General features: G+C 59.6%; 27 protein-coding genes and 1 other RNA gene. 13 read left to right on the top strand and 15 right to left on the bottom strand.

From position 1 onward, the window contains the following. The first annotated feature begins 263 nt into the window (after nucleotides 1-263). Genes HWX48_RS06390 through HWX48_RS06380 form a run of 3 tightly spaced genes read left to right on the top strand, consistent with a single transcriptional unit; the run spans nucleotide 264 to nucleotide 1,540 of the window. Nucleotides 264-821, top strand: coding sequence for a hypothetical protein (locus HWX48_RS06390; RefSeq protein ID WP_175955772.1), 558 nt, complete (start codon nucleotides 264-266; stop codon nucleotides 819-821). A gap of 8 nt (nucleotides 822-829) precedes the next feature. Continuing rightward, entirely contained in the window at nucleotides 830-1,183 is a 354-nt protein-coding gene (locus HWX48_RS06385) for a VOC family protein (protein WP_175955770.1), read from the top strand. 33 nt (nucleotides 1,184-1,216) lie between these two features. Continuing rightward, nucleotides 1,217-1,540 carry a DUF2200 domain-containing protein gene (locus HWX48_RS06380; protein WP_217701603.1) on the top strand — a complete coding sequence of 108 codons (324 nt, stop codon included), beginning with the start codon at nucleotides 1,217-1,219 and terminating at the stop codon, nucleotides 1,538-1,540. Between the two features lie 25 nt (nucleotides 1,541-1,565). Here the strand turns inward: HWX48_RS06380 and HWX48_RS06375 are convergent, their stop codons facing one another. After that, a complete protein-coding gene (locus tag HWX48_RS06375; protein WP_175955766.1) occupies nucleotides 1,566-2,042 on the bottom strand; it encodes a flavodoxin family protein in 477 nt (158 codons plus the stop codon). A gap of 91 nt (nucleotides 2,043-2,133) precedes the next feature. On the opposite strand from HWX48_RS06375, the gene HWX48_RS06370 reads away from it, so the two are divergent. Beyond that, nucleotides 2,134-2,952 (top strand): TetR/AcrR family transcriptional regulator, encoded by an 819-nt coding sequence (locus HWX48_RS06370; RefSeq protein ID WP_175955764.1) that lies wholly within the window; start codon nucleotides 2,134-2,136, stop codon nucleotides 2,950-2,952. A gap of 152 nt (nucleotides 2,953-3,104) precedes the next feature. Here the strand turns inward: HWX48_RS06370 and HWX48_RS06365 are convergent, their stop codons facing one another. Next, complete coding sequence (locus tag HWX48_RS06365; protein ID WP_254872998.1) at nucleotides 3,105-3,908, bottom strand: MerR family transcriptional regulator; 804 nt, start codon at nucleotides 3,906-3,908, stop codon at nucleotides 3,105-3,107. A 156-nt stretch (nucleotides 3,909-4,064) separates the two neighbouring features. Between HWX48_RS06365 and HWX48_RS06360 the strand changes: the two genes are divergently transcribed. Both HWX48_RS06360 and HWX48_RS06355 read left to right on the top strand, forming a co-directional pair. Then, entirely contained in the window at nucleotides 4,065-4,901 is an 837-nt protein-coding gene (locus HWX48_RS06360) for a hypothetical protein (protein ID WP_175955762.1), read from the top strand. Then, complete coding sequence (locus HWX48_RS06355) at nucleotides 4,898-5,452, top strand: HPP family protein (protein WP_175955760.1); 555 nt, start codon at nucleotides 4,898-4,900, stop codon at nucleotides 5,450-5,452. The genes HWX48_RS06360 and HWX48_RS06355 overlap by 4 nt, the downstream gene beginning before the upstream one ends. A gap of 31 nt (nucleotides 5,453-5,483) precedes the next feature. Here the strand turns inward: HWX48_RS06355 and HWX48_RS06350 are convergent, their stop codons facing one another. The 3 genes from HWX48_RS06350 to HWX48_RS06340 form a co-directional block, all read right to left on the bottom strand. Then, a complete protein-coding gene (locus HWX48_RS06350) occupies nucleotides 5,484-6,317 on the bottom strand; it encodes a hypothetical protein (protein WP_175955758.1) in 834 nt (277 codons plus the stop codon). Nucleotides 6,318-6,322: 5 nt separating this feature from the next. Then, nucleotides 6,323-7,006, bottom strand: a complete 684-nt coding sequence (locus HWX48_RS06345) for a DUF6318 family protein (RefSeq protein WP_175955756.1) — start codon at nucleotides 7,004-7,006, stop codon at nucleotides 6,323-6,325. 160 nt (nucleotides 7,007-7,166) lie between these two features. Then, nucleotides 7,167-8,582 (bottom strand): NAD(P)/FAD-dependent oxidoreductase, encoded by a 1,416-nt coding sequence (locus HWX48_RS06340; protein ID WP_175955755.1) that lies wholly within the window; start codon nucleotides 8,580-8,582, stop codon nucleotides 7,167-7,169. Between the two features lie 183 nt (nucleotides 8,583-8,765). Between HWX48_RS06340 and HWX48_RS06335 the strand changes: the two genes are divergently transcribed. Then, entirely contained in the window at nucleotides 8,766-10,298 is a 1,533-nt protein-coding gene (locus tag HWX48_RS06335; RefSeq protein ID WP_175955754.1) for a pentapeptide repeat-containing protein, read from the top strand. 56 nt (nucleotides 10,299-10,354) lie between these two features. Here HWX48_RS06335 and HWX48_RS06330 read toward each other — a convergent pair whose 3' ends face one another. From HWX48_RS06330 to lipB, 7 genes are read right to left on the bottom strand one after another with little or no spacing between them, the layout of a single operon-like run. Further along, nucleotides 10,355-10,951, bottom strand: a complete 597-nt coding sequence (locus HWX48_RS06330) for an ankyrin repeat domain-containing protein (protein ID WP_368483985.1) — start codon at nucleotides 10,949-10,951, stop codon at nucleotides 10,355-10,357. Between the two features lie 28 nt (nucleotides 10,952-10,979). Beyond that, entirely contained in the window at nucleotides 10,980-12,281 is a 1,302-nt protein-coding gene (locus HWX48_RS06325; RefSeq protein ID WP_175955752.1) for an ISL3 family transposase, read from the bottom strand. A gap of 50 nt (nucleotides 12,282-12,331) precedes the next feature. Then, on the bottom strand, nucleotides 12,332-12,838 hold the full coding sequence (locus tag HWX48_RS06320; protein ID WP_175955751.1) for a hypothetical protein: 507 nt from the start codon (nucleotides 12,836-12,838) through the stop codon (nucleotides 12,332-12,334). Then, nucleotides 12,804-13,214, bottom strand: a complete 411-nt coding sequence (locus HWX48_RS06315) for an XRE family transcriptional regulator (RefSeq protein ID WP_175955750.1) — start codon at nucleotides 13,212-13,214, stop codon at nucleotides 12,804-12,806. Before HWX48_RS06315 ends, HWX48_RS06320 begins: the two co-directional genes overlap by 35 nt. Before the next feature lie 14 nt (nucleotides 13,215-13,228). Beyond that, nucleotides 13,229-14,872 carry a class I adenylate-forming enzyme family protein gene (locus HWX48_RS06310; protein WP_175955749.1) on the bottom strand — a complete coding sequence of 548 codons (1,644 nt, stop codon included), beginning with the start codon at nucleotides 14,870-14,872 and terminating at the stop codon, nucleotides 13,229-13,231. Further along, nucleotides 14,869-15,903, bottom strand: coding sequence for a lipoyl synthase (gene lipA / locus HWX48_RS06305; RefSeq protein WP_175955747.1), 1,035 nt, complete (start codon nucleotides 15,901-15,903; stop codon nucleotides 14,869-14,871). The genes HWX48_RS06310 and lipA overlap by 4 nt, the downstream gene beginning before the upstream one ends. Then, entirely contained in the window at nucleotides 15,900-16,604 is a 705-nt protein-coding gene (lipB, locus tag HWX48_RS06300; RefSeq protein ID WP_175955746.1) for a lipoyl(octanoyl) transferase LipB, read from the bottom strand. Before lipB ends, lipA begins: the two co-directional genes overlap by 4 nt. Nucleotides 16,605-16,765: 161 nt before the next feature. Here lipB and HWX48_RS06295 point away from each other — a divergent pair, with 161 nt between their 5' ends. The 4 genes from HWX48_RS06295 (at nucleotide 16,766) to HWX48_RS06280 (ending at nucleotide 20,846) form a co-directional block, all read left to right on the top strand. Next, nucleotides 16,766-17,221 carry a DUF2871 family protein gene (locus HWX48_RS06295; RefSeq protein WP_175955744.1) on the top strand — a complete coding sequence of 152 codons (456 nt, stop codon included), beginning with the start codon at nucleotides 16,766-16,768 and terminating at the stop codon, nucleotides 17,219-17,221. Between the two features lie 197 nt (nucleotides 17,222-17,418). Then, complete coding sequence (locus tag HWX48_RS06290; RefSeq protein WP_217701602.1) at nucleotides 17,419-19,203, top strand: MFS transporter; 1,785 nt, start codon at nucleotides 17,419-17,421, stop codon at nucleotides 19,201-19,203. A 39-nt stretch (nucleotides 19,204-19,242) separates the two neighbouring features. Further along, nucleotides 19,243-20,121: a Nif3-like dinuclear metal center hexameric protein gene (locus tag HWX48_RS06285; protein ID WP_254872997.1), complete on the top strand. Its 879-nt coding sequence runs from the start codon at nucleotides 19,243-19,245 to the stop codon at nucleotides 20,119-20,121. Further along, the gene (locus tag HWX48_RS06280; protein ID WP_175955740.1) at nucleotides 20,118-20,846 is read left to right on the top strand and encodes a zinc ribbon domain-containing protein; all 729 of its coding nucleotides are present in this window, start codon (nucleotides 20,118-20,120) and stop codon (nucleotides 20,844-20,846) included. Before HWX48_RS06285 ends, HWX48_RS06280 begins: the two co-directional genes overlap by 4 nt. A gap of 131 nt (nucleotides 20,847-20,977) precedes the next feature. Here HWX48_RS06280 and HWX48_RS06275 read toward each other — a convergent pair whose 3' ends face one another. Continuing rightward, nucleotides 20,978-22,189, bottom strand: a complete 1,212-nt coding sequence (locus HWX48_RS06275) for an RtcB family protein (RefSeq protein WP_175955738.1) — start codon at nucleotides 22,187-22,189, stop codon at nucleotides 20,978-20,980. 590 nt (nucleotides 22,190-22,779) lie between these two features. Beyond that, nucleotides 22,780-23,634: a YaaA family protein gene (locus HWX48_RS06270; RefSeq protein ID WP_254872996.1), complete on the bottom strand. Its 855-nt coding sequence runs from the start codon at nucleotides 23,632-23,634 to the stop codon at nucleotides 22,780-22,782. A gap of 38 nt (nucleotides 23,635-23,672) precedes the next feature. Here HWX48_RS06270 and rnpB point away from each other — a divergent pair. Next, nucleotides 23,673-24,045: RNase P RNA component class A (gene rnpB / locus HWX48_RS06265), an RNA gene on the top strand. Nucleotides 24,046-24,114: 69 nt separating this feature from the next. Here rnpB and ppgK read toward each other — a convergent pair. Next, a complete protein-coding gene (gene ppgK, locus HWX48_RS06260) occupies nucleotides 24,115-24,870 on the bottom strand; it encodes a polyphosphate--glucose phosphotransferase (protein WP_175955736.1) in 756 nt (251 codons plus the stop codon). 236 nt (nucleotides 24,871-25,106) lie between these two features. On the opposite strand from ppgK, the gene HWX48_RS06255 reads away from it, so the two are divergent. Continuing rightward, nucleotides 25,107-26,102, top strand: a complete 996-nt coding sequence (locus HWX48_RS06255) for a DUF3800 domain-containing protein (RefSeq protein ID WP_175955734.1) — start codon at nucleotides 25,107-25,109, stop codon at nucleotides 26,100-26,102. The last annotated feature ends 1 nt before the right edge of the window (nucleotide 26,103 follow it).

Genomic DNA, 26,103 nt, shown 5'->3' with positions numbered 1-26,103 from the left:
AGTTTCAGTGCCATTGTCCAATATTTTGACAGCTGTGAGGTGTTTTCGCTCTTGCAGCGTACTTTTCTGCTCCGAGGTAGGGAAGAGAAGAGAATGGACGAACAAGTCCCCACCGGACAACGACGCATGTTCTAGGCTGAATCTATCAACACATCTTTGTGCTGATGCGAGTGCGACTTCCTCAAGGGGGAGGGGCCGCTCGAAGGTGTGAAGTGCATTGGTGCGCGCCACGCACATCATAGGAAACGACGCAGGGAGCAACAGTGAGTCTCTTAATTGGCTTGGGCGTATTCCTGGGCATTGTCCTCTTGATCCTTTATATGCGGTTCATGCTGTGGATCATCCTCTCGCCCGACCAGGCGCTCGTCTTCGGCCTTGCTTTGCTTGGTGGAACCCGCTGGCTGGGGGAGTCCCTCACAAGCTCCTACAATGGTCAGCTGGTCTGGGGACTTGTTGTGGCCATGGTCTGCTGCGCAATCTACATCGCCCTGCTTATCAATCTTCACAAGGCTTACCGCAGAATTTCCCGCGTCGTCAACTTTCTACTCGTTGTGCCGCTAGCAGGAATGGGAGCGTACTACACCGCGACCGAACTCCTCGCCGACTACCTACCAACCCTCGCAGACAATCCCAGCATCAACGGTGGGATCTACACCGCGATCACCGTCATCCTCGGTATCCTCGTCTGGCGTCGCCGCGTTGCGAAACTTGACGAGGCTGTCGCGCGTTTCGCCAACGCTGGAGGCGGCATGATCTCTCAGGAACAGTATGCGGGTGCTACTCTCAACACACATCTGCCTTCAAACACCACGCGAAAGTGATACCGGTTATGCCCATCCGTAACTTCGTCAGCACCCTGCCTGTCCTCAACGTGCCCGACCTCGCCGCTGTGCGCGAGTGGTATGTCGCCCTCCTGGGCGAGGCAAGCGTCGTGCCAGATGAAGGCGTCCTCGAATGGGAAGTCGCACCGGGGCATTGGATTCAGCTCGCTGAAGAAGCCGAGCACCCCTGCGCCGGGAGCGTGATTGTCGAAACCGCCGATCTCACCCAGCTGCATAGTTCCCTTCTTGGTGAGGGCTTTGATATTGGTGACATCGTTGACTACGAGGTCGTGAAGTTCGCTGAGCTTGCTGATCCGGCTGGCAATGTCTTGCAATTCGTCGAGGTCGTCGACAACGACTGAGTGAGGGCTGTTACTATGCACAAGGTGTTTTCGATGAGTGTCGCCTCGGTTTACCCCCACTATCTCGCCAAGGTCACTAAGAAAGGCCGCAGCGAAGAGGAACTCATGGCGGTCATCACCTGGCTGACCGGATTCACCGAGGACGAAGTCCGCGATTACCTCGCGAAAGAAACAACCTTCGCGGACTTCTTCCAGGCGGCCCGCCTCAACCCCCATGCCTCGCTCATCACCGGGGTAGTGTGTGGTGTGCGGGTTGAGAACCTTGAGGACCCTCTCATGCAAAAGATCCGCTACCTCGACAAACTCGTTGACGAGCTCGCCCGAGGCAAAGCCCTCAATAAGGTCTTGAGGTCCTGAGGCAAAGTTCTGCGGGAAGGGTTCTCTAGATAAGTCGCGCTGCCCACTGCGCGGCGCGTTCACTTTCTCCCACGCGCAGGGGGCCTTTCGTGCTTTCGACGAGGAAGTGCTCAAGGGGAAGATCGCTCTGACGGTAGCGTCGCGCCAAGAGCTTTCGCCCCTCCTTCGCCGCCGATCCAGCAAACCAGCTTGTACTGGTGACCGTTGTGAAGAAAGCGATGTGGAGGTGCTCCGAGAAGGTGAGCGAGCTCAGCCATTCGCGCACACCTCGCTCAGCATCACTGGCACCGGCCTGGCGACGAGTGTTGGTGCGCGATAGGCCGCGGCTGTGGGTCGGGGTTCCGATGATCAATAGGTCGATCTCCGGAGGAATCTGGTCAGGTGCCTCTGTCGCAGAACACTGGTCAACATGGTGGCCGAGTGTGGACAACGCTTCGTTCATGCTGTCTGCGATCTGGCGTGTGTTGCCAAACCATGACTCAACAACAATGAGTGTCTGCATCGCTTTCTCCCATCTTCGTCCCATTGGTACTAATAGTACCATATATAGGACTAAGAGTGTCATTACGGGGTGATCTTGCTACCCTGGACGCATGCCCCGACAACGAATCAACGACCGCGAAACAGAGCGGCGCATGCTTGACGCCGCCCTCGAAATCACCCAAGAAACGGGTGTTCAGTTCAGCCTCAACGGCCTCGTTTTCGACGAGGTAGTGCGCCGCGCCGGAGTTTCCCGAACATCGGCCTACCGGCGCTGGCCAACACGCGATCTTTTCTACGGGGACGTCCTCGTTGAACTGGCCAAAGGCACCATACTTGTTGGCAGTGACGACGTCGTGCTCCTCCAACTCATTCCCATCATCCGCGAGCGCGCGGACTCAATGGCAACAGCTCAGGATCACAGAAACCTCGTTATTGAACTCCTCAGAGTCTCACTCCAGGCTGACTACGGCCATATTAGTACCTCGCTACAGTGGAAGACCTTTCACGCCCTGCTCGCCAGTCACACAGGTATAGCAGACACTGAGCTTCGCGAACGCGTCGCTTCTTCACTCGCAGCGACCCTCAACGGATTCAACGAGCGTAGAGCACGCCTCTACGCTCAAATGAGCGCACTCATCGGATATCGTCTCATTCCTCCGCTTGTTGGCCCAGAAGGATTCGATCTCATGAGCAGGGCCCAAGGAGCACTCTTCCTTGGTGCCCTTCGCGATGAGGCCACGCTGCGCCAGGTTGAAGTTCCGCGGATCATGCGAGCTTTCGGTAGCACCGAGCTAAGGGAGTGGACGCCGACGATCTACATGCTCGCTGCATCAATCCTGGCCTACGTCGAACCGGATCCTCATGTGCGCTGGGATGAGAATCGTATCGGAGACCTCATTACCGCGCTTGAAGCCTACGTGAGCCTGTAAGAAACACAGACGCTTGGAGCCTGAACGCTTCGAGCTTTCAACGGACAAACTCTGGGGTGCTCGGGGTCAACCGCGCACCCCAGAGTTCCAACCGGCGACTCACAGCGCCACAAGGTGCAAACTCGGACGGTACCATCCCCAGCCAGAAATGGTCACTCCCACTCGGCAGCGGCCGGATCAATGCCCTGCGCGCGAGCATTGGCATGAATGATCTCCACCAGCCATGCGGCCAAACCAGGAGCCAGCTTCTCGTAATGAGCCTCAAAACGTGGATCCGCCGTGTACCCACGTGCAATCAACACCTGCTTGGACACGCTGACGTCAAACCAGCGCGACAGGTCCTGACGGTGCGCCTCAGCCAAGGCGTTGGCCTCGTCAGACCCTGGCGCCACACCGCGCCCCATCGCATCCGCCAGGCGAGACTCCAACTCCGCCAATTCCTTCTTCGCCCGCCTCCAATCCGCAGCCGACATGCCCGCCTGGCGACGCTGGCTCTCCGCCCAATCAGGGGTGTCACCCCAACGCTCCTGGGCTTCAGCCTCGTACTCGGGCGACCAATCCTCGCCGAAAAGCGCAGCCTTTTCCTCAGTGGTCAAAGGGGTCTCATTCATCGTCATCTCCTCTAAGAGTGTCTCAACAGAATCCATGAGCGAATGCAGATGCGTTGCCTTTTCACGCAAGAGTTCCAGCTGTGCGCGCACATGCGAGAGAGCATCCCCCGGCGAATCCAACACCTGACGGATCACCTCCAAGCTCATGCCGGTCTCGCGATACACCAGGGCATTTTGAACGCGCTCAACGTCAGCATCGGTGTAGATCCTGTGCCCCGCCCAAGTTCGTTCTGAAGGACAGGCCAAACCAATCGCATCCCAATGATGCAGGGTGCGCACCGTAATCCCGTACAGGCGGGCGACCTCGCCAATGGTGTATTCGCCAGAATGCTCCATATCGCTCATAAATACCACCTTCAACCATGACGCTACGTCAGGTGCAAGTCTGCCACCTCGCCAGAAAATCCCACCAAACGCAGGTACAACGTTCAATAGGAGCCTGCGGCGGGTCTACACTGACAACGGCACCCCATCACCTTGAGCTACCCCAGGAAGCCACCAGTGAACACCACTCCGGCCACCCAAACCCACACGCGCCTACGCGGACACGCACTCCCTGTCTATCGCGCAAATATGGCAGCCTCATGGCGCTCCCTCCTCTTCTGGAGCGCACTCATGCTCACCTCAGTGATGGTCATCCTGCCCCTCTACCCGACCCTCACCTCCCCCTCCTGGCTCGCCGCCATCAACCGACTGCCGCGCCTCCTCTACGGAACCCTACGATTCGATCAGATCCACACCGGCCCCGGCTACACGCAGGCACTCATCTTCGCCCTCGTCGGCTACCTCGTGATCGTGTCCGCCGCCATCCAATGGGGGAGCGCCGCAACCGTCGGAACGGAAGACAACATCTCCCTCCACGCTGTTCCAACACGCGGCATAGGCCCTGCCCGCTACTGCCTCGAGGTCAGCGCCGCCGTCCTCACGCGCCTAAGCATCATCGCCCTCGCCACCTACCTCGCCATACGCTGGCTCAATAAACCCCTTGAGATTGAGTTGAAAGTCCGCCTACTCCGCCAAACCACCATCGTCTGGCTGGGCCTGGGCGCCCTCGTCGCAGCAAGCGTCATCCTCGTCGGCGCCTACGTCGGCAACAAAGTGTGGGCCCGCGCTGCAGGAGTGCTCATCGCCGTATCAAGCTACATTGTGGACGCAATCGCGCGCCTTAACCCCGACTGGCACTGGATCGCCGACCTTTCCCCCGTAGACTGGGCCTTCGGTGATAACCCCTTGTGGAAAGGCCTGGATGGCTGGGGAGAGATCAGCCTATGGGTCCTCTCCCTCGCCCTGATCGTCCTATCGGTGCTCGTGTCCCGCCACGGGGAAGAGGGCACATGAAAGAAGCAGAAAACAACCGCTGGCCGACTGGGAGAATCGTCTCCTCCGCAACGCTGCGCAACCTCATCATCCGCACCGAAGACCACGCGCCCATCTCCCGCGTCATCATCGGAAGCCTTGGCGCGGCCCTGACCATCGCCCTCATCGCCCTGCTGGACACCAGCTCCCACTACCCGCTGCTGGCCACCGCTTTCGGCTCCTCCTGCGTGCTCGTATTCACCCTGCCAGAATCAACTGTCTCCCAACCCATCAACGTCGCGGGCGGACACATCGTCACCACCATCTGCGGCCTCGTCGCCGGGCATTTCCTGCCGATACGTTGGTGGACCATTGGCATGACCCTCGCCGTGTCAATCATCCTCATGGCCCTCCTGCGCGTCACCCACCCACCAGCAGGAGCAAACCCACTGGTCGTCATGAGCGCAGCCACACCATGGAGCTACCTGCTATGGCCTATGTGCGTAGGCATCGCCATCGTACTTGTGATGGGAATCGTGTACCACCGCCTGACAGGCACGGTGTATCCGGTGCCCGTGGAAAACAGCCCATAGGACGAGGGCGCCGCAGCTTCCCCTCGAGCCGTTATCGCCCTCGGAGCTCTTCAGCAGTGTCCGTCAGATAACCCTTCGCCTTGCGGACCTCGAAAGGAGCCGAGCGCTCGCGGGTAATCATCACGCCTGGGACAGAAAGGACCTCGCCGGTGACGGGGTGAGTAATGGTGGCCGTCCACGTAGTCTCTAAGGTAACTGTTTGCGAGGGGAATGGTTCCTGGTAGACGTGGCGTAGGGTCGTGATCGGATAGGGGCCCGATGGATCTGTCGTGACCAGAGGCGGGTAACCATCGCCGAAGTCGTACTTGTAGGAACTGGCGGAGAAGTTTACAGTGACGTCGTAGCCCAGGATGTGGAGTGTCTCCGAGCGGGTGGGTTGGGTGGCATGAACCAGAGTGGGGACGCCAACGTAGGCGCGCAGGTGGGGTTGGACTTGTAGTCCTGCGCCTTCGATTCTTGCTTGTGACAGGGCGTGGTAGAGAAGGTCGATGGGTGGGATTTCTTCTGGTGGTGATTCGTCGGGGAAGTTAATGGGGCAGATGTCGCCACCGCCCCATAGGCCGCCTTGGATCTGGCCGCTACAGCCTACATTGACGTTCTTGGGCAGTGCGCGTCGGCCAAGCTCGGCCTGAACTTCACCGGGAACAAGATCAGGGGCAGAGTAAGCTCCATCGCGGAGTTCCTCTCTTCTCAAGGCGACATCAACGAAGCCGTGAGTGCCACTGTTTCTGGTAGAGCCTTGGAGAGAAAATCCTGATTCGTTGCTGGAGTTATCGTTATCAAGAGGGAAGAGTAGCGGAACATCCGCAAGCAGAATCGGAGCGAATAAGCATGTGGCTAAAGACAAAGTGATGGACAGCGTCATCAATTTCACTCCTTTTCCTCCGCTTCCCCAGCGGCGGCTGTGATCTTCCACATTCCGTCGAACTGGCGCATCTGGATGTGGAATTGAGTTTTCTCACCCGGATATTTCTTCAATGTTGTACCGTCGTAATGGTTGTGCCTATCACTCTCGATATGCAAGACCGTGTCCCATAGCCCTGGATGACTGGGGGCTTCGAAGGCTGGTTCGATGCTGAGGACCCGATTGTTCACATGTTCTCCCCACCCTCCTGCCGCAGTGAGTTTGTCTGTCTCATCAGCCACGTAGGCGCACCACGTGCACGACTCAGCACTTATCGAACGTAAAAGGCTGGAATCTCCGCTCATCCACGTGTAATCGATGACGTCAACAAAGTATTCCGCGAAAGCTTCAGCTCCGTTTTGGTCGTACACCATAGCCACTTCCGGGAGCTCAGGAGGGGTGAGCTCGTAGATACTTTCCGGTCGGAGGAGCTTGCCTTCAGGGCTCACTTTGTAGTGACCAGACATAACCGTGTCAGTCGATGCGGCGTCTTCTGATTGTGCGCTGCTTCCGGATTGTTCTGGCTTGAAGAAGGGGATTTCCGATATAGGCCGGTCATCTTGGGCGCAGCCACCGATGAAGGCTGTAGAGCTAATCATGATGAGTGCGCAGAACGCTGCAGTTTTTCGTGAAGCGTGAAACCTAGTCATGCTGCCACGCTACAACGTTCAAGCGTTTCTTTGATGTGAAATGGAAAATCTGTGGATAACTCAGAGGGAACTCATAGAAAAGCCGGGCCCGCATTGCCACATCATTTCCTTCGTGACGTTGCGAGCCCGGCATTTCCTCACGTCGAGGAATTCGACAGGGTTATTCCGCTTCGCGGTCGCGAGTTTCCTCATCAGCCTCGGAAGCGGCTTCCTCGTCCTCGGATGCGTTGATCACTTCCTCACCCGCAACCAGGCGACCCGAGGATCCCGTGCCAAGCTGCTCGAGGGCCAGGCGACCAACCATCTGCTGGTTGGTGGTGGTGCGCTCTGAACGCGCGTTGGACACGAAGCTGATGAACCAGTGCAGCAGGGTGCCGACCTGCGCCTTGAAGCCCACGATGTAGAGCAGGTGCAAGAAACACCAGGCGACCCAGGCTGGGAATCCCGTGAGCTTGAATTTGCCCATGCTCACCACGGCCTTGAAGCGGGCGATGGTGGCCATGGAGCCCTTGTCCTTGTATGCAAATGTGGTGGCCTTGGGTGCACGGCCGTTGATGCGGGCAACGATCTGGTCGGCCACAAAATCTGCGGCCTGGATAGCGCCCTGGGCGACGCCGGGAACGCCGGGCACCGACATGAGGTCACCAATGACGAAGATCTCGGGGTGGCCGGGGACGGTCAAGTCGGGGGCGACGACCACGCGGCCAGCGCGGTCAAGTTCAACGCCGGTGCGTTCGGATAGGACCTTGCCCAGTTCGGAGCCCTGCACGCCGGCAGCCCACACCTTACACACGGTGTCAATGCGGGTTTCCTCGCCAGAATCGAGGGACTTAATGGTCACCGAATCGCCGTCAACATTGGTAACGATTGAGCGCGGGCGAACCTCGACCCCCAGTTTTTCGAGGGCATCGCGCGTGGCATCGCCCAGCTTTTCACCAAAGACGGGCAGCGGGCGATCCGCACCGTCCACGAGGATGACACGAGCCTTTGCAGGATCGAAATTGCGGAACTCTCCGTGCAGAGTATGGGAGGCGAGCTCTCGGATCTGACCTGCCATCTCCACACCCGTGGGGCCAGCGCCAACGACGACGAAGGTCAGGAGTTTTTCGATCTCTCCCGGATCGGTTTCCAGTTCGGCCAGTTCGAACGCGCCAAAGATGCGGGCACGTAGCTCCAGGGCATCGTCAATGCTCTTCATGCCGGGGGCAAAGACTGCGAAGTGGTCGTTGCCGAAGTAGGACTGTCCGGCACCCGCGGCGACGATGAGAATGTCGTATGGGGTTTGCTCGGGGCGGTTGTGGTTACGCCAGTGGACGATGCGGTTTTCGGTATCAATGTCGACAACCAGGCCCAGGATTACCTGGACGTTCTTCTGCTTGCGTAGGATTTCGCGGGTGGAGGGGGCGATCTCGCCGGCGGAGAGGATGCCGGTGGCCACCTGGTAGAGCAGGGGCTGGAAAAGGTGGTGGCTGGTCTTTGCGATCAGCGTGACATCCACATTGGCCTTGCGGAGCTTACGGGTGGCAAAGAGGCCGCCAAAGCCTGAGCCAATGACCACGATGCGCGGGGTAGACATGATTCCTCCTGAATTAGAACATACCCATTTTATCTATTTTGTGCCTGAGGGAGCAGGGGGTAGCGGTGAGGAGCGGGGCACACTTGGAGTCGCTTGAGGAGTGCCTGAGACAGCTCAAGGAATCCCTCGGAGTTAGCAAACGGCAGCTATGCGAGGGCGGAATCGGTCAGGCAAAATTGTCACATGAATGTATCGCAGGGGCATGACAGCGGAACATGGGTTTCTCATCAACTGAATGCTGATAAGCCCAGAGAGCAGAAAAAGCAGTCAAGACAGGCGTCATTCTGGCGAACGTGGCCCCTGCTGTGGGTGATTGCTACGTGGGTAGCTATCGCCTTTGCGTTGTTCATTACCGTCGGACTGCTTATCTGGTGGTTTTTCATCAATGATCCGCAGACTCCCGGAGCTGGCCTATTCGTTGGCGAAAAAGGAGCGGATCCACTGAAGTTTGTCCAGACCATTCTGGCGATTGTCGGTGGCGTTGGCGCAGTGGGCTACCTCGTCATCAAGTATCGTGAGCGTTCCGACGCTGAATCCTCAAAGGCAGACCATCGACTCCTAGAAGCAGTGACCCAACTAGGTTCGGACTCTCCACAAGTGCGTATTGCCGGAGTGTATGCCTTGGCTGATATTGCCGACACTTTCCAAGGGTCGTACAAGCAACGCGTCGTCGACATTCTGTGCGGTTATCTGCGTACAGATCGTTCCGACGGCGGCGTACAGCAGTCAGATACTTCCTCGCCTATCCGTTTCCGTGACGCGGCAGTAGAGTCAACGGTCCTCAGCGTCATTGCATCCCATGTGCGCAAGGATGCTGATTCCGCGAAAAGTTGGAGTGAGTGCAACTTTGATATTCACGGTGCTGTGATACATGAGCACGTGCCTTTCACAGAAACGATCTGGAAGGGAGTAATCCAAGCGGAGAGTATCCAATTCTTGGGAAATGCCGTCTTCACCCGGGCGTCATTTAGTGTGGGGGCGATATTTGGTGGGGCATCGTTTAGTGGTGCGGCGTCTTTTAATGGGGCATTGTTTGATGGCGTGGCCGTCTTCAGTGAGGCGTCGTTCGGTGGTGGGGCAGACTTTAGCGGGGCGTCTTTTGGTGATTGGGCGGTCTTTAGAGGGGCGTCTTTTGGTGATTGGGTGGACTTTAGCAGGGTGTCTTTTGGTGATTGGACGCGTTTTGATGAGGTGGCGTTTGGTGCCGGTGTGTCCTTCAGCGAGGCGCGGTTTGGCATTAGGGCGTTCTTTAGTGAGGCATCGTTTGCTGGAGAGGCGGGCTTTAGCAGCGTATCCTTTGGTGATTGGGCACAATTTAACGAGGTGTCGTTCGGTGGCGGGGTGGACTTTAATAAGGCATCCTTTGCTGATTGGGCGTTCTTTAGAGGGGCGTCTTTTGGTGATTGGGTGGACTTTAGCCGGGCATCGTTTGGCGAGAATGCCTTCTTTGCTGGGGTTACGTTTGGTTGTGGTGTGAATTTTGAAGGCACGCGGTACGGCCGTGGCAGCTTATTAACTCCGATACAGCAGGAATGGCTTCGACGTGAGAACGCTGAAGAACAACAAGACGTCCAAGGTGAAGGTGCGACTTCTTCAGAACCAAGAAATGAATTCGGTGTTGACAATGCTGAAGAGAATGACAATGCCGGTCCCGTTGCTGACAACACTCCTGGGGAAACTGGTGCCGCCGACGAAAAATCGACGGATAACAACTGAGTGGATCAGAAGCGCTGGGCTGGAAGTAGACAGAGCCTAAAAGAAACAGTCAGCGCCTAGAAAATCGAATTCACGGCCTTACCTGGATTGGCTAAGAACTCCTCCCAGGTGCCTAGCTCGTGCAGTTCATGGTGCTCGGTATCCCAGATGAAAAGCTGCCGCGTTTTCCCATGCCAGAGTACCTGGTACATGTCGTCGTAGTGTTCGAAGCTGTCACACAGCAGGAGGTACTTCTTCCGGCGGATCGTCAGGGGCCGCAGATTCAAGAAATCCAGGAACTCAATCCAGGTGACTGTCTCTTCCTCTGGGAAAGACAGACGCCGATCTTCAGATCTCACCATCTCCACAAGCTCCTGAGGGAGTTTAAAGGCCTTCAGCTCGCGTTCCTTCTCGGCCTGGTTATGCCACTCCTCCGGCTCCAGGGATCGCAGGTACTCCGCCAACTCCACATCCTTCACCTTCAAAGCCGCAGTGTATGGCCGCTCGCCTGTGCGATCTGCAATCGTCACATCAGCCCCATGCTCGACCAAGAAGTGCACAACCTCCGGCTGCCCATGACGTGTAGCACTCAACACAGCCGTCGGCGCATAGGGTTCGACCATGTCGGGCTCGTGATAATTCACGTCGACGCCGCGCTCCAGCAGTGTTGCCAGTACTTCGCGGTTATCCGGCTCTTCCGATTTAAGGGTGTAGGTGGGGTTTGAAGCCGCCTGTTTCTAGTAGGCTGCGGATGATGTAGTTGGTCAGGTTGCGAAAGCCCAGAGCGGTGCCGCATAGGTGTTCGAGGCGACCGTTGATGGCTTCGGTGGGACTGTTACTGGTCTTGGGGTGGTCGAAGTAGGCCAGGATGTCAGTGGCGCGTTTCTTTAGTGTTCGTCCCAGGGTTTTGATTTCTTTAAGGACCTCGGGCACGTCTTTGCAGATCGCGGTGATGAGGTCTTGCATGAGTTGCTTGCCTTTGGCCCTGTCGGGATGGCGGTAGGCGGCCACCATTTTTTGGTACACACCCCAGGTCACCTCAACTTGGGCATGGTCATCGTTGGCAAACAGCGTCTCTAGACGCTTGTGCTGGACAGGGGTGAGCAGGTCGATGCCGGTGTGTAGGGTGCGGCGGGCCTTATACAAGGGATCAGTTGATCGCCCACGGCGTGCGTGGAGTTCTTGTTGAACACGCCGCCGACACTGGTCAAGCGCATCTCCTGCTAGTTTGACGACATGGAAGGGATCTAGCACGGCCCTGGCCTGGGGTAATTCCTCACTCGCGGCAGTTTTGAACCCGGTGAAACCGTCCATGGCCACCACTTCAACGCCCCGACGCCAGGCTTGATCGCGTTCGCTTAGCCAATTCTTGAAAGCTTGTTTGGAACGCCCCTGGATCATGTCCAGCAGCCGGGCCGGGCCAGTACCGTCCCTGACCGGGGTCAAATCGATGATGACAGTAACGTACTTGTCTCCTTTGCGTGTATGACGCCAGACATGCTCATCCACGCCAATAACTCTCACACCGTCAAACCGGGCCGGGTTATTGATCAAGACCTCCAGGCCCTCAGCCACTACAGCGTCGTTAGCGGTATCCCAAGCCACCCCTAGCCCCTGGGCGAGGCTAGCTATGCTCAAGTGCTTGCACACAACCGCTTCCAACGCCCATCGCGCCGCCCGTCTGGACAGGAGTGCTTTGGGGGCTGCTGCTGACTCCATATTCTGTCGCCACACATGCCCACACTCCCGACAGCGGTACCTACGCAGCCGTACCAACAAACTGGTAGGACGCCACCCAAAAGGCACATGCACAAGCCTTCGCGTCACACTGTCGCGTACTAGTCCTTGGCAGCCACACCTCCTGCACCAGTTATCCGGCTCTACCACGCGGCATTCGAGCACTGCTCGCTCAGGCTCAATACACTGGCCGGTAACAATGAGCCCAAGGCCGTCCAAACCAGCAAAAGTAGTCAAATCAGGCTCAATGAAGGTAGCGTTGGACATGTTGAGGTCTTCCCGTTGGAGGCTGTGTTAACTCCCATCATCGGAAGACCTCAACGCCTATCCACACACCAACACCCCCGCACTAGCTCACACCCACCCACACCCTCATTTGGGAAGAGCCCAATATCCTCCAACACAGCGATATTCTCAAAGCGCCCCTCAAATCCAACAGCGGAATACAAATCCTTCTTCTGCTCAGCACTCAACGCCTCAACCTGATCGCGGAATAACTCAATGACCTCATGACCGGCATAACGCACCGCCAACTCTAGCGACGCAACGCCATCAACTCCGGAAACATCCTGTTCACGCAGCCACCGGCAGACGTCAGGCTGATCCAGGATGACCGCCACCTGCAGCAGACTCAGGTCCGTGCCATCCGTCGTCCGAACAGGCGCCAACGCCTCGCTATCGGCGGCAACCGCAGACTGCAGCGCGGGCAGGTCGCCCTCGACAATCTGGCGAACAACCTCCGGCACAGGACGCAAGCGATAAATCCCCAGCCGCAGCGCCTCGCCCTCGTCAGACGCCCGAGACAAGGGGAATCCGGAGTTCATGAACAACCCTCGCTCCAACGCGGGCCTCCTCCATACTGGTCGCAGCGGCGTCGGCGACCTCGCGCAACGCCCCGAAGAAATCGTCGTTAATGACCCACTCCAGCGAATCGAGGGCGTCCTCGCCGCCGCTGCTGGCGTCAACATGCTCAGGATCCACCCGGCGCAAAGCCGCGCCGCCAATCCACAACTCGCCATCGTGGGCGGTGTAGCGCTCGCTGAGCAACCTCCACGCGGCATTCAACGCCGCCGAGTCGGCGACATGAAAGCGCACCTCGTACACCAGGTCAGAAGTCGTGTGGTTCTCCCACCAAAACAGGGGGATCTGCCAGTGGGTAATGAGCTCGTCAGGTAGGTAGTTGCGTGTCCGCAGTTTCATACCTACTCCTAACGTCAGTCCTGCAGTAGCTCGCGCGCCCGAGTCGGGTCAGGTTTGCCCGTCGAGGTGACAGGCAGCGCGTCCACCCAGCGTACACAGCGAACCTGCTCCCAGGGAGCCAATTCACCCGCCAGAGCCTCGCGCAAGGCCCGCGCATTCGGCAGTGCAGCAGGATGCTCGGCAGCAGCGCCAGGCAGCGCAGCACCATCAGTCAGCGCAGCAGCGCCAACCGCAGGCACCAACAGCGCCCCCACAATCTGGCCCCAACGCTCATCATCCACGCCCACCACCAGAGCGTCAGCAACGCTGTTCAAACGCCGCAGAGCCTCCTCCACGCGGCGCGGCGGCACCATCTCAGCAGCGGTGTGAATCATGCGCGACGCACGCCCAACAATATGAACAAAACCCTGCGCATCCAAGGTCCCCAAGTCGCCGGTACGCAGCCAGTCTCCATCGCGCGATGCTTCCGTATCACCAGGGCGACGATAGTAGGCATCACTCACGCCAGGACCACTGACCTCAATCTCGCCAATGACATCCGGCGTAATGATCTCGCGGCCATCAGCATCCACCAGACGCAAATCCAGATAGGGGAAAGGCCGCCCAATCGCCCCCGGATGCTCAGCAAAAACATCGGCAGCCAACATCGTGCCAGCCCCAGCCGTCTCCGTCATACCCCACACGTGGATCGGCGCCAGGCCAATCCCGCGCAGCTTCGCCTCCAGGTCGGCACTCATCGCATCCCCGCCAATCAACGGATTGCGATAAGAGGACAAATCCGCATCCACGCGCGCCTGAGCCTCCACAAGCAGGTGGCACATAATCGGCACCAGGAACATCTGGCTAATGCGATAACGCTCAATAGAACGCAACACCAGCTCAGGATCAAAACCCGGGAAGACCACCAGCGTGCCGCCGTGGCTAAAAGCATCCAGCGTCGTGCCGTTAAAGCCGCCGATATGCGACAGCGGCGCGCACACAGCCACCACGTCCGTCCCCGGGCAATACTCGAAACCATCACGGAAGGAGGCCGACCCCCACCACAGATTCGCATGCGTCAACTCCACGCCGCGCGGAGTCCCAGACGAGCCGGAGGTGTAGACAACGGCAGCTAACTCCTCCGAGCACGCCGGCGGCAACCCCTCCACAGGCGTGGCGGCGGCGACCTCGTCAGCGAATTCATCGAAGGTCAGAACCGGGCAGGGCAGGGACATTCCACCCCAGGCACGCGAGGTCTGCGCCGCAGGTGCAGCAGCATGCTCCACCAGAGGATCAACGGGCGGCCGCTGCGCAGAGGACAGCAGCGCACGAACCTCGTCAGTCGTAATGACCAGCGCAGGCGCACAATCCTCCAGTAACTCCAGCAATTGCCCGGCGGGCAGGCGCGGCGAGAGCGGCACCGTCACACTGTGGTTCCACGAACCCGCCACGTGAACGACGAAATGCCATGGCGAATTGGGGCCGCACACGACCACGCGCTCACCAACGCCGACCCCGCGCGCAGCCAAGGCTGCGGCGGCCTGTCGCACGCGCTCCGCGCTGGTTGCCACATCCCAGGTCAGGCCACTCTCAGCCCAAATCAGCGAAGGGCGGCGCGGATGCTGGGCAGCAGCACGTAAAAGAACTCGGGCGGGGGAGAGGTCCGGTGTTGGGCTCACTGTCCGGCTGCCTCGCGCTGCAACAGGCGCTCCAGCACCGAACCAGCCTCCTGCAGGGTCGAGCCTGAGGATCCAAGATGAGCCAGGTGCTCGGGGATCTCAAAGCCGCGCGCACGCATACCCTTGGCCCACAGCGTGCCCGCGCGGTAGGAAGAACGCACCAGCGGCCCAGCCATCACGCCAGCAAAGCCCATTTCCTCAGCAAGCTTGGACAGCTCAACGAACTCCTGGGGGTGCACCCAGCGATCCACCGGGTGATGCAGTGGAGAGGGGCGCAGGTACTGGGTAAGGGTGAGCAGATCGCAGCCTGAATCATGCAGGTCTTGCATGGTCGTCTCGATCTCTTCACGGGTTTCACCCATGCCCAGGATCAGGTTGGACTTGGTGACCATGCCGCCATCGTGAGCGCGTTGGATCATGGCCAAGGAGCGCTCGTAACGGAAGGCGGGGCGGATCTTGGAAAAGATGCGCGGCACGGTTTCCAGATTGTGGGCGAAGACCTCGGGGCGGGCGGCAACAACCTGGTCAATGGCGTCGGGGCCACCGCGGAAGTCATCGACCAGCAGTTCAACGCCGGTGCCGGGGCTGAGTTCGTGGATCAGACGGCAGGTTTCGGCATACAACCACGAGGCGCCATCAGGCAGGTCATCGCGGGCCACGCCGGTGATCGTCGCGTAGCGCAGGCCCAGTTCGGCAACGGACTCGGCAATACGACGAGGCTCATCCTTGTCGTATTCGGTGGGCTTACCGGTAGCAATATCGCAAAAATCGCAGCGGCGTGTACATAGTGCCCCGCCGAGGAGGAAGGTCGCTTCGCGGTCCTCCCAGCATTCGTAGATATTGGGGCAGCCCGCTTCGGCGCACACGGTGTGGAGGCTGCGCGAGCGGGAGAGTTCGCGCATGTCCGAGTAGTTTTGGTTGACGCGCGCGGTGGTCTTAATCCACTTGGGTTTGTCTTCGATGGGGGTTTGAGAGTTGCGCACCTCCACGCGCAAGAGCTTGCGTCCCTCGGGATCGGGCAGGGTGCTCATTCGTTCCCTCCAAAGAAGTGATGTAGCGTGTCGGAATCCACGGTGTGCACGCTCTCAATGGGGCGGGCCAGGCATGGGGTGATGGACGTGATCATGTGGCCTACCAGGGCATCGGCTGCGGCGCGCACGCTGGTGGTGATGCCTTCTGTTGATAGTGACGCTACATCAGCATCATCGAGGCCGCAGGGAATGATGCCGGTGAAGGCGGAGCCAAAATCAATGTGGATATTCAGGGCGATGCCGTGCAAAGTCGCACCTCGGGCGACTTTCAGGCCGATGGCGCAGATCTTGCGGTCGGGGGTGCCGGGTGTGCGAAGCCACACGCCTGCGCGACCGTCAATGCGGCACACGTCCAGGTTCCATTCCTTCTGAAGGGTGGTGAGGACGCCATTTTCGACAGCTCGAATCCAGGCCACAGTATCAACGGGGTCACCCGCGAGTTTGACCACGGGGTAGCACACGAGCTGGCCGGGGCCGTGCCAGGTGACTGAGCCTGCGCGGTCAACGGGGATGACGGGCAGGGTGGAGTCGGGAATGTGGTGGTCTTTGGTGTGTCGTCCGGCCGTGTAGGTGGGGGTGAATTCACCGAGGATGAGGGCGTCTTCGCCGCCGTTGAGGACGTCGGCGTGGAGCTTGCGCTGAAGCTGGTCTACTTCTGTGTAGTCCGTCAGCCCAAGGGGAAGGAGATCGAAAATGCGCACGCCCCCATGGTAGCCCCGAGGTGTGTTTGCGTTCCATTTGCGTAAGGGTGAGAAACGATAAGTTTCCGAATGTTTGACGAGGGTGTCGCTGCGGTTTGGGGTGGGGGAAGTGTGTCGAGTTTCGCGGAGCGACGCGGCGTAGACCCGGCTATTGTGACTACATGTCAGAAAACTCTTGTGATGTTGCAACCCGCACCTGCCGCCCCTGCGTTCTGAAGACCCTGGCCATCATTGCCCTGTCCTGGGCAATCCTTGGGCTTCTTGCAGGCGTTGGTTTCCGTGAGCTCACCCGCCACGCAACCACCGATCCAGGCAGCCTTGGCTTGGTCCATAGCCACACCCTGGTGCTCGGCATGTTTATGTCCCTCATGCTCCTCGTCCTTGAAAAGCTCTTCCTCCTCTCGGACTGGAAGTTCTTCAAGCCGTGCCTGGCTGTGTGGAACATTGGCCTGCTGGTCACCGTTGTCATGCTCTTTGTGCAAGGCCTGCGTTCCCTGTGGGAGATGGAGCACTCGGCAGCGCTTGCTGGCGTGGCGGGGCTGGGGCACATTGCCTTGACCGTCGGCCTCTTCATGCTTTTCCGTGCGCTCTTTGTGGCCCTGAAGAAGGAAAAGTAAACCTTTTGTGGAGGGGTGTCTTGGTAGTGTGAACCCCGTTTTCCATAAGGATTGCCTCAGTGTGTCGTTTTTCTTTCGCTAATGTGATGGGGAAGTGACATGCTGGGGCAATCTGACTATTAAGACCATTTAGTGTTGAGGAAGTAGTCAACTCGCAATATTCTGACACCATGTCAGAAAAGAATGGTGGGACACAGGTGACAACACGCCGCGACTTTACTCACGAAGCAGCCGACATCGTCGACGCCGTCCTCGAACACCCCAACGCCCACCTTGCAGCACCCACCGACGTCACCCACCTTGACCTCACCCTTCAAGACGACAGCGGCACCTCGAAGGCGACCACGACCCGCACCCCCGAAAATCCAGTGAACACGCACCGATGGTGGACCCTGGGTATCCTCGCGCTCAGCGTCTCCCTCATCGTCATTGACGGCACCATTATCAACGTCGCCCTGCCCGTCATCATCGCAGCCCTGTCCCTCAGCGCCGCACAAGCAGCATGGGTCACCACGATCTACGCCCTCGTCTTTTCTGCCCTCCTCATCATCTCCGGACGCCTCGGCGACCGCTACGGCCGTAAAACCACGCTGATCGTCGGCATCGTCATCTTCGTCATTGCCTCACTCATGGCCTCAGCCTCCCAAGGCGCGACAGACATGCTCGCCGCACGCGCCCTCCAAGGCGTCGGCGGCGCCCTCGTCCTTCCCAGCACCCTCTCCACCGTCAACGCCACCTTCTTCGGGCGCGACCGGCGAATCGCCTTCGCCGTCTGGGGAGCCGTCATCGCCGGAATGGCCGCAGTGGGCCCGCTCCTGGGCGGATGGATCACCACCAGCTTCCACTGGAGCTGGATCTTCACCATCAACCTGCCCATTGGCATCCTCCTCATCGCAGGCGCACTCGCCTTCGTCCCCCAAACTAAAGGTCACGGCCCAACGGGCGCCGACATCCCCGGCTTCCTCACCTCCAGCCTGGGCCTGGCCGCCCTCGTCTTTGGCCTCATCCAAGGCCGCGACTACGGCTGGTTCGTCGGCAAGAATGACGCCTCCGGATGGGCCCTCTCTCCTGCCTTCCTCGCCCTCATCCTCGGCGCAGGCCTGCTCTCACTCTTCCTGCGCACCGAACAGCAACGAGGCCACGACGGCAAACCCGTCCTCTTCGACCTCACTCTCTTCCACTACCGGTCCTTCAGCTGGGGAAATATCGCCGCAATGGTCGTCGCCATGGGCGAATTTGGCCTCCTCTTCGTCCTGCCCCTCCACCTGCAAAACGTCATGGGCCTGAGCGCCATGCAAGCCGGGTGGATCCTCACCGCAATGGCAGCCGGCGCTTTCCTCTCCGGTGGAATGGCCGCGCCCCTCGCACAAAAAATCGGCCCCTCCCGCGTGGCAACCCTTGGCCTTGGCCTCGAAGCCCTGGGGCTGGCACTCACAGCGCTCCTCCTCAGCCCAGAATCCGCGCCCTGGCACATCGCTGCCCTCCTAGCGATCTACGGTCTGGGCCTCGGGCTTGCCTCCGCACAGCTCACATCCGTGATCCTTGCAGACGTACCCCTCGCCCAATCTGGGGTGGCCTCGGCTGCCCAATCCACCGTCCGACAAGTCGGCACCGCCATGGGTATCGCCCTCGCTTCAACGCTCTTCGTCGCCACCCTCGATGCGGGAGCTCAAGGCAGCCTCAGCGATATTGACACCCTGCCCCGCGAGGCAACCGTCGCCATCGAGCAAAGCATCGCCCCCAGCCTGGGTAATGTCCTGCGCGCCGTCGAAAGTCCGGAAGCAGCCTCCGCAGCTGGAGCGCCCGCGCAGGCAGCAGAAGCGATGACCCGCATGGACGAGGCCGCCCGCGAGGCCATCGCCACCCAGATCCGCGCGGTCTCCACCACCGCCGCACGCCAAACCATCGGTGTTGCGGCGGGAATCATCCTCATTGGCGTGCTCGCCACGCTGCGCCTGCCTCGCCAGACCGGGCGGCACTAAGCCCTTCCAGCACGCCTCGCGGGCGATATCCTTAGACCCATGGCAGAAAAATGGACAGTCGCAGACGTCATGACGCTCATGGAACACTGGTACCCGGCATCAACCGCTGAAAGTTGGGACAAGGTCGGTCTGATCCTGGGCGACCCCACCCGCATCGTGGAACGCATCCACCTGGCCGTTGACCCCGTCAGCGCCGTCGTTGACGAGGCCGTGAATGACGGTGCGGATATGCTCATCACCCACCACCCGCTCTACCTACGTGGAGCCTCCTTCCTGCCCGAAAGCGACCCCAAGGGCTCCATAGTCGCCCGCCTCATCCGTGCCGACATCGCCCTGTTCAATGCCCACACCAACGCTGACGTCGCCCACGACGGCGTTGCCTACGCCCTGGCCGACCTCGTTGGACTGCAAGACGCCGAACCCCTTGACCACGCTGGATTTGACGAGGAAGGCCGCCCCATCGGCCTGGGCCGCATCGGTAGCGTCACCCCCACGACCTTCGGAGAATTCGCTGACCTCGTCGCCGAAGTCCTTCCCGCAGGACCCACCGGGCTGCTGGTTGGCGGCGACGAAAAGGCGCGCATTGAGACAGTGGCAGTCTCCGGAGGGGCTGGCGACCACTTCCTCGACACTGCGCGCGCCAAAGGCGCAGACGTCTACCTGACCGCTGACCTGCGCCACCATCCGGCCTCTGAACACCTTGAAGGCGGCGCCCCCTACCTGCTGTGCGCCAGCCACTGGGCCAGCGAATGGCCGTGGCTGCCGCGCCTGGCGAGCAAACTCAGGCAAGCCGCAGAAGAGGCGAATGTGGAGATCAGCGTCGAAGTCTCTACCATTGTCACCGAACCCTGGACGAGCCACCGCCAGATCATTCCCAGCCGTACAACCACCAGCGCACCCCATGGAGGACTCTCATGACATTCGCACCCAAGGACCAGCTGCTCCTTCTGGAACTGGCGACACTGGACAAGCGAGCCTCCGCACTGAGCCACACCCGCGAGTCTCACCCCACGCATGAGATCCTGCGCGAACTCGCCGGCCGCGCCGACGATCTGCGCCGCGCTGCCGTCGGCCAGAGCGCTGCCATCGCCGACTGCGAGCGTGAAGTCGCCCAGATTGAGGCCGACGTTGAAAAGGTTACCTCTCGGCGAGCCCTCCAGCAGGGTCGTATCGAACGTAACGAGGTGCCCCTGCGTGACGTTACTCCCATGCAGCATGAGATTGCGCGCATGACCGAACGCCTCTCTGACCTCGAAGAAGACCAGCTCGCCGCCGAAGAACGCCTCGAAGCCGCGCGCGCTGCCCTTACCGCCATGCACAACGAGGCCACCGCCATCGCCGCCGACGTGGAAGCAGCGAAGGCTCGCTTCACCGAGGACATGGGCGAGGTTGAGCAGGAAATGCGTCAGCTGCAGACCGAGCGCGAAGCGCTGGTCGCCACCTTCCCCGCCGGATTGATCGGCGAATACGACTACGCCGTTCAACGCAACGGCGCGCTGGCCATTATTGAAGTCCGCGACGGTGTGGTGGTCAGTCCCGGCGCACACCTGTCACCAGCAGAACTTGAAGCCGTGCGGCTTGCGCCCGCTGATGAACTGTACTGGACGGAAGACACCTACCAGATTGTGGTGCGCACGAGCTGACCAGGCCGCACTACCGGGCCACGCTGGCTATCCGATCGGCACGCTATCGGCATATGAAAAGGTGGTGTGGTGACTCAAAGGATTGAGTCACCACACCACCTTTTCAGCGAAAGGCACCGCAGGCAGGAGCTCTACCCCTTGACGCACACCAGGGTGGTCAAGCGGGCGACGACCTCGACAAGAGGGGAGTCGGGCTGCGTCTGGGCGGCAATGACATCCTCCAGGTTCTTATAGGCCTCGGGGATCTCATCGACCACACCAGCATCCTTCCGACACTCCACGCCCTGCGTCTGGGCGACAAGGTCGCGAGTGCTGAAACGGCGGCGTGCCTCGCTTCGCGACATGCGGCGCCCCGCGCCGTGCGACGCCGACGACAAGGACAACTCATTGCCCAGGCCACGCACGACGTAAGATCCCGTGCCCATCGAGCCGGGAATCAAACCCAAATCGCCGCTACCCGCGCGGATCGCGCCCTTGCGGGTGACAATCAGTTCCTCGCCGGCATGCTCCTCTTGCGCGACATAGTTGTGGTGGCACTGGATGTCTTGATCGTAGGCAACCTGAGGGAGGATTCCGCGAAGGGCATCCTTAATGGAAGCCATCATGATCGCACGGTTCACACGCGCATACTCCTGGGCCCAATGCAGGTCGTGCATATAGTCATCCATCTCGGGCGTGCCCGCAATGAAGACCGAAAAGGACAGGTCTTCAAGGTGCAGATTGTGCTCCAGATGACGCGCGCGACGCATGTGGGACTCGGCCAACACCTTGCCCACATTACGTGAGCCCGAGTGCAACATCAGCCAGATCTCTCCCGCCTCGTCACAGCACAGCTCAATAAAGTGGTTGCCTCCGCCCAAAGAGCCGCATTGAGCGATCATCTTGGCCTCTACGGAGTCAACGCCTTCAGCGCGCAGGTCACGAAAACCAGCAAAGAGTGCGGCAGCGTGATTGCGCAGGGCAAGGTTGTGGCGCAAGACGGGGGCCTGACGTGAGTGACCGCGTGGCCCCAGAGGAACCACCGCCTCGAAAGCACTGCGGATGCCGTGCAGGTCATCGGGTAGGTCCTCAAGGCGCAGATTGGTGTGCACAGCCGCCATGCCGCAGCCAATATCAACCCCCACAGCCGAGGGGGCCACGGCTGACTTCATGGCGATCACCGATCCGACCGTAGCGCCGTGGCCCAGGTGAACGTCAGGCATGATGCGCAGGTGCGCCACCCATGGCGATCGGCTCATCATGCGGATCTGGGCGCGGGTGGCCTCGTCCATGTCATAGGGGTCCGCCCACAACAAAGTGTCGGCCCTCGTGCCGGGAAGAGGCATGGGAAAATGCGTGGACATGTCGGTCCTTTCATCGAAAAAATGGAGCTCAACACCTGGGGGAGTGTGCTGCGCCTTGCGAGGCGAGCAGCGCAACCTTCCGCAGGCGAGCGGGGAACTATGCGTTCCTGAGCAACGCGCACATGACGTGTAAGAAGTGGACAAACCTGGCGCGGACATGATGGTGTCCGGGCTTTTCTTCCTCAATGGTGTACGCACTCCGATCCCCTCAACAACGACAAGGGATCAGCGCGGTGGAAACGCGTCAGTCAGCGCATGCAACGGGCACAAGGCCGTGCGCCGACGTGGAAGATTGAGGAAAAGGAAGCCACTGTGGTGAGGCTAAAAGAGCATGCGAGGCTGTCACAATACTCAGCACTCAGTGTTCGGTTTTCAACGGGCACCAATCACCAACGGGCGGGTGCGGTCGCGGTTCTCAACGCTTATCGAGCGTTACTACTATTCTGCGGCAATGTCATCACTCCTCGGCCAGAAAGATTGCCACAGCAAAGCCCAAGCCGACAAGCCCCGTCGCCTCTCCCAACGGGGTTTGTCATTAAATCGTTACCTGTGAGCTGTGGCCACTACGACGAACGAGGGGGCCGCCCGACCTAATTGGTCACCAGCGTGACCGTGCGCGTGACGCCACCCTTCTTCGTTACCGCAGGCTCAGAGAACTCCACGGCTGTCACGCGATGCTCCACGCCTTTTGCGTCGCGCACCGGCGCCATCGAGGTCGCCGCTGAAAGCGCAGTCTCGGCGCCGGCCTCGTCAGCGGGCAGGGATCCCATGCGCACAAGGAAGCCGGTGAGCAAACCGCGCCACTGCTTGGCCTCGTGGGACACGACCGATCGCTTCCCACCAGCCTCACGCACCACGCCCACCTGCCAGATGGTAGCCCAGGGCGCGGGGCAGGCATTGCGGTAAGGGCCAGATCGCATATCGAGGATGACGCCACCGTCATAGTCCCCCTGCAAGGCAGCATCCAGATGAGCACGCCACGAGGCGGCAAGCCCGCCAATGCCGGGCAGCTTCACGCCCATACTCAGGCGGTGGTCGGGAATGAGATCACCCACCTGCAGCACACCAAAGAGCCCAGAAAAAATACGGATCGCGCTCCGCGTAGCCGCAGCAGTATCAGCATCTTGAGCGAGTGCAGGAAGGTCCGCAGCGTTGAACAGCACGCCGGTAAATACCTCTTCACTCACCGCACACGGGTTGGTGAGCAGCGCGGCGTTGAGCTCCAGATCCGCACGCGATTTTGCTCCCAAGCCAAGGATGTCCGCGGCATCCTCGCCAGTACCTAGGGCCATCAAGGCTTCTGCCACACGCTGGCGGTGGGCGGTCAATTCCGGGTATGACAGGGCAGCCCAGTCGAGGGGCGGGCCGGATAGGGGAGTGCGCTTACCTTCTGACGGGGGGAGCCAAATCTGCATGACCTCAACAGTAGAGGAAAAGTGCGGCAAGGTCAGCCGCACCTCGCAGGCTAGAATAGGTGGGCGGATGAGTCAGCCAGGCGGCCGCGGGCGTGAAAACGCGCGAGGAACGTCCGGGCTCCGCAGGGCAAGGTGGTGGCTAACGGCCACCCGGGGTGACCCGCGGGCAAGTGCAACAGAAAGTAGACCGCCGCCAGCTTCGGCTGGAGGTAAGGGTGAAAGGGTGGTGTAAGAGACCACCAGTGGTGCAGGTGACTGTGCCAGCTAGGTAAACCCCACCTGGAGCAAAACCGAGCAGCAGGCGTTTAAGGGCGGCCCGCCCGATGCCTGCGGGTAGGTTGCTTGAGGCCTACGGCAACGTAGGTCCTAGATAGATGGTCGCCGCCCGGCTGCTGGCAACGGCGAAGGGAACAGAACCCGGCGTATCGGCTGACTCATCCGCCCACAAAAAGGTGGCACCCCACGCGGGGCGCCACCTTTTCAATGAGGCTTTAGCAGGAGAGCATGGCCTTAGCCCTGCGCCTTGCGCGCCGCATGGTAGGCGGCTCCCACAATCCCAGCCGTGTTGAACAAGATAGCCGGAACCATCGGGGTCTTGAGCTCAAGCAGCGGCATGAACTTCTCATGCTTCTTCGACACGCCGCCACCAACAACGAAAAGGTCTGGGGAGAAGAGCATTTCCACATGCGAATAGTAGCGCTGCAGGCGCTTGGCCCACTTCTTCCACGACAGGTCCTGCAGGGTCTTTTGACCGGCAGAAGCGCGCTTTTCGGCGTCGTGGCCGTCGATTTCGAGGTGACCAAGCTCAGTGTTGGGAACCAAGACGCCGTCAACGATGATGGCCGAGCCGATACCCGTGCCCTGCGTGGTCACAATAACGGTGCCCGCAACGTCCTTGGCAGCGCCGTAGGCGACCTCGGCAATGCCTGCCGCGTCAGCGTCATTGAGGGTGACAACCGGGCGGCCCAGGTGCTTTTCCATGAGCTCATCAACGTTGATACCCGCCCACGCCGGATCAAGGTTGGCCATGAAGGGGACAACGCCGTGGATGACGGGCGCAGGGACGGCCACGCCGACGGGGATGTCAGAGCCGACTTCGAGCTGCTCAAGCAGGGTGCGGCAGACTTCAGCAACGGCTTCAGGGGTTGCGGGCTTGGGGGTTTCAATCCGGATGCGTTCGGTGGTGAACTCGCCGGTTTCGAGGTCGACAACAGCGGCCTTGACGCCGGAGCCACCAATATCAATTCCACATGCGGTGGAGGCCATGAGCGCTTCTCCTTTGCACACTCAAGTGACGTATCAGAAACAGATTAGCCCAGATCGCTGCCCTGTGGTGAGGAGGAGGTCCGAACAACGGGAGGAGCATGTCTCAAGTTGTCCGTGACCGCTGTGCGTTCTGAGCGCCGCTATGACTAACAAGCCCGCATAATCTCCTTCGGGCGTTAGACTTTGTGTGAATCCTGACAAGGCGCTGTTGAACTTGCTTCACATTGGAGGGGGAAATGGGGAAGGGTGAATCGGCCGATGTGCTTCATAGAGGCGTCTACATCATGCAGCCGAAAAGCGAAGTGAAAACGCTCCCTCGAACCGATCTAAATGACAATATTCTCCATGTTGAGAGGCTGTCGGCACGGATAGAGTACGAAGAATTCTCGCCACCCGAAGAGGTGAAGAAGCTTCCCTCGCTCTATGTTTATGTGGATGAAACTGGCGATCGCGGGCAATATCGCGAGGGGAGCCAAACAAGTCCGATTTTCGGTATGGCTGCAGTTGTTGTTGAAGCCGAGAATGAAGCTGAAGCTCAATGTGTTGTTGAATCCCTACGGTCAGAGTTTCGGGTACCTGATCGGAAGCCGATGTCGTGGAAGGAACATCTCAAGTCGCATGAGCGGCGTGTTCATGCGGCTTTAAAGCTTTCAGGGATTACCGGAATGAGAGTCATCTATGGCGTGGTCGACAAGCGGTGTCTTAAACCCGGCGGGTTGGATGCGGATCGTGTTGCATTCTATAACTACTTAGCCTACCGCCTGTTAAGGAAAGTGCTTTTTGCAGCACATCACTGGGAAGGTGGTCCTCGACAGGTCATTATTCATTTCGGTTCAGTTCGTGGCCATGACGATACAGACACTCATCGGTACTTTCAGATTAAAAGAGCTCAATGTCCTGAGATTCCCTTTGACTTGCTTTCAAAGATTGATTGGGTGTCAGCGGACCGATATAAATTGAGTCAGGCTGCCGATCTGTACGGAGGCTTTTTGAAAGCAGCGCTGTGGCCGAGCGGAGAATTTAAGATCCTTGAACCGCGCTTCATCCTCGAAGTATGGCACCAGATATACAGCACGGAACATTGCCCTTCGGGCGATGGTCCAAGAAGTTGTTGCCCAGCATGCCGAGGGCTCATGATGATCCCTAGAGGCCACGGATTCTCTCGAGAATGGTGGCCGTGTGAATGTATAAAACTTCAGAACAATAAAGCTACTAAAGAAAAGAGCCTCTAGG

The organism is Schaalia sp. Marseille-Q2122, assembly GCF_903645355.1.
GTDB lineage: Bacteria > Actinomycetota > Actinomycetes > Actinomycetales > Actinomycetaceae > Pauljensenia.
This window is presented reverse-complemented; position numbering and strand designations above follow the sequence as displayed.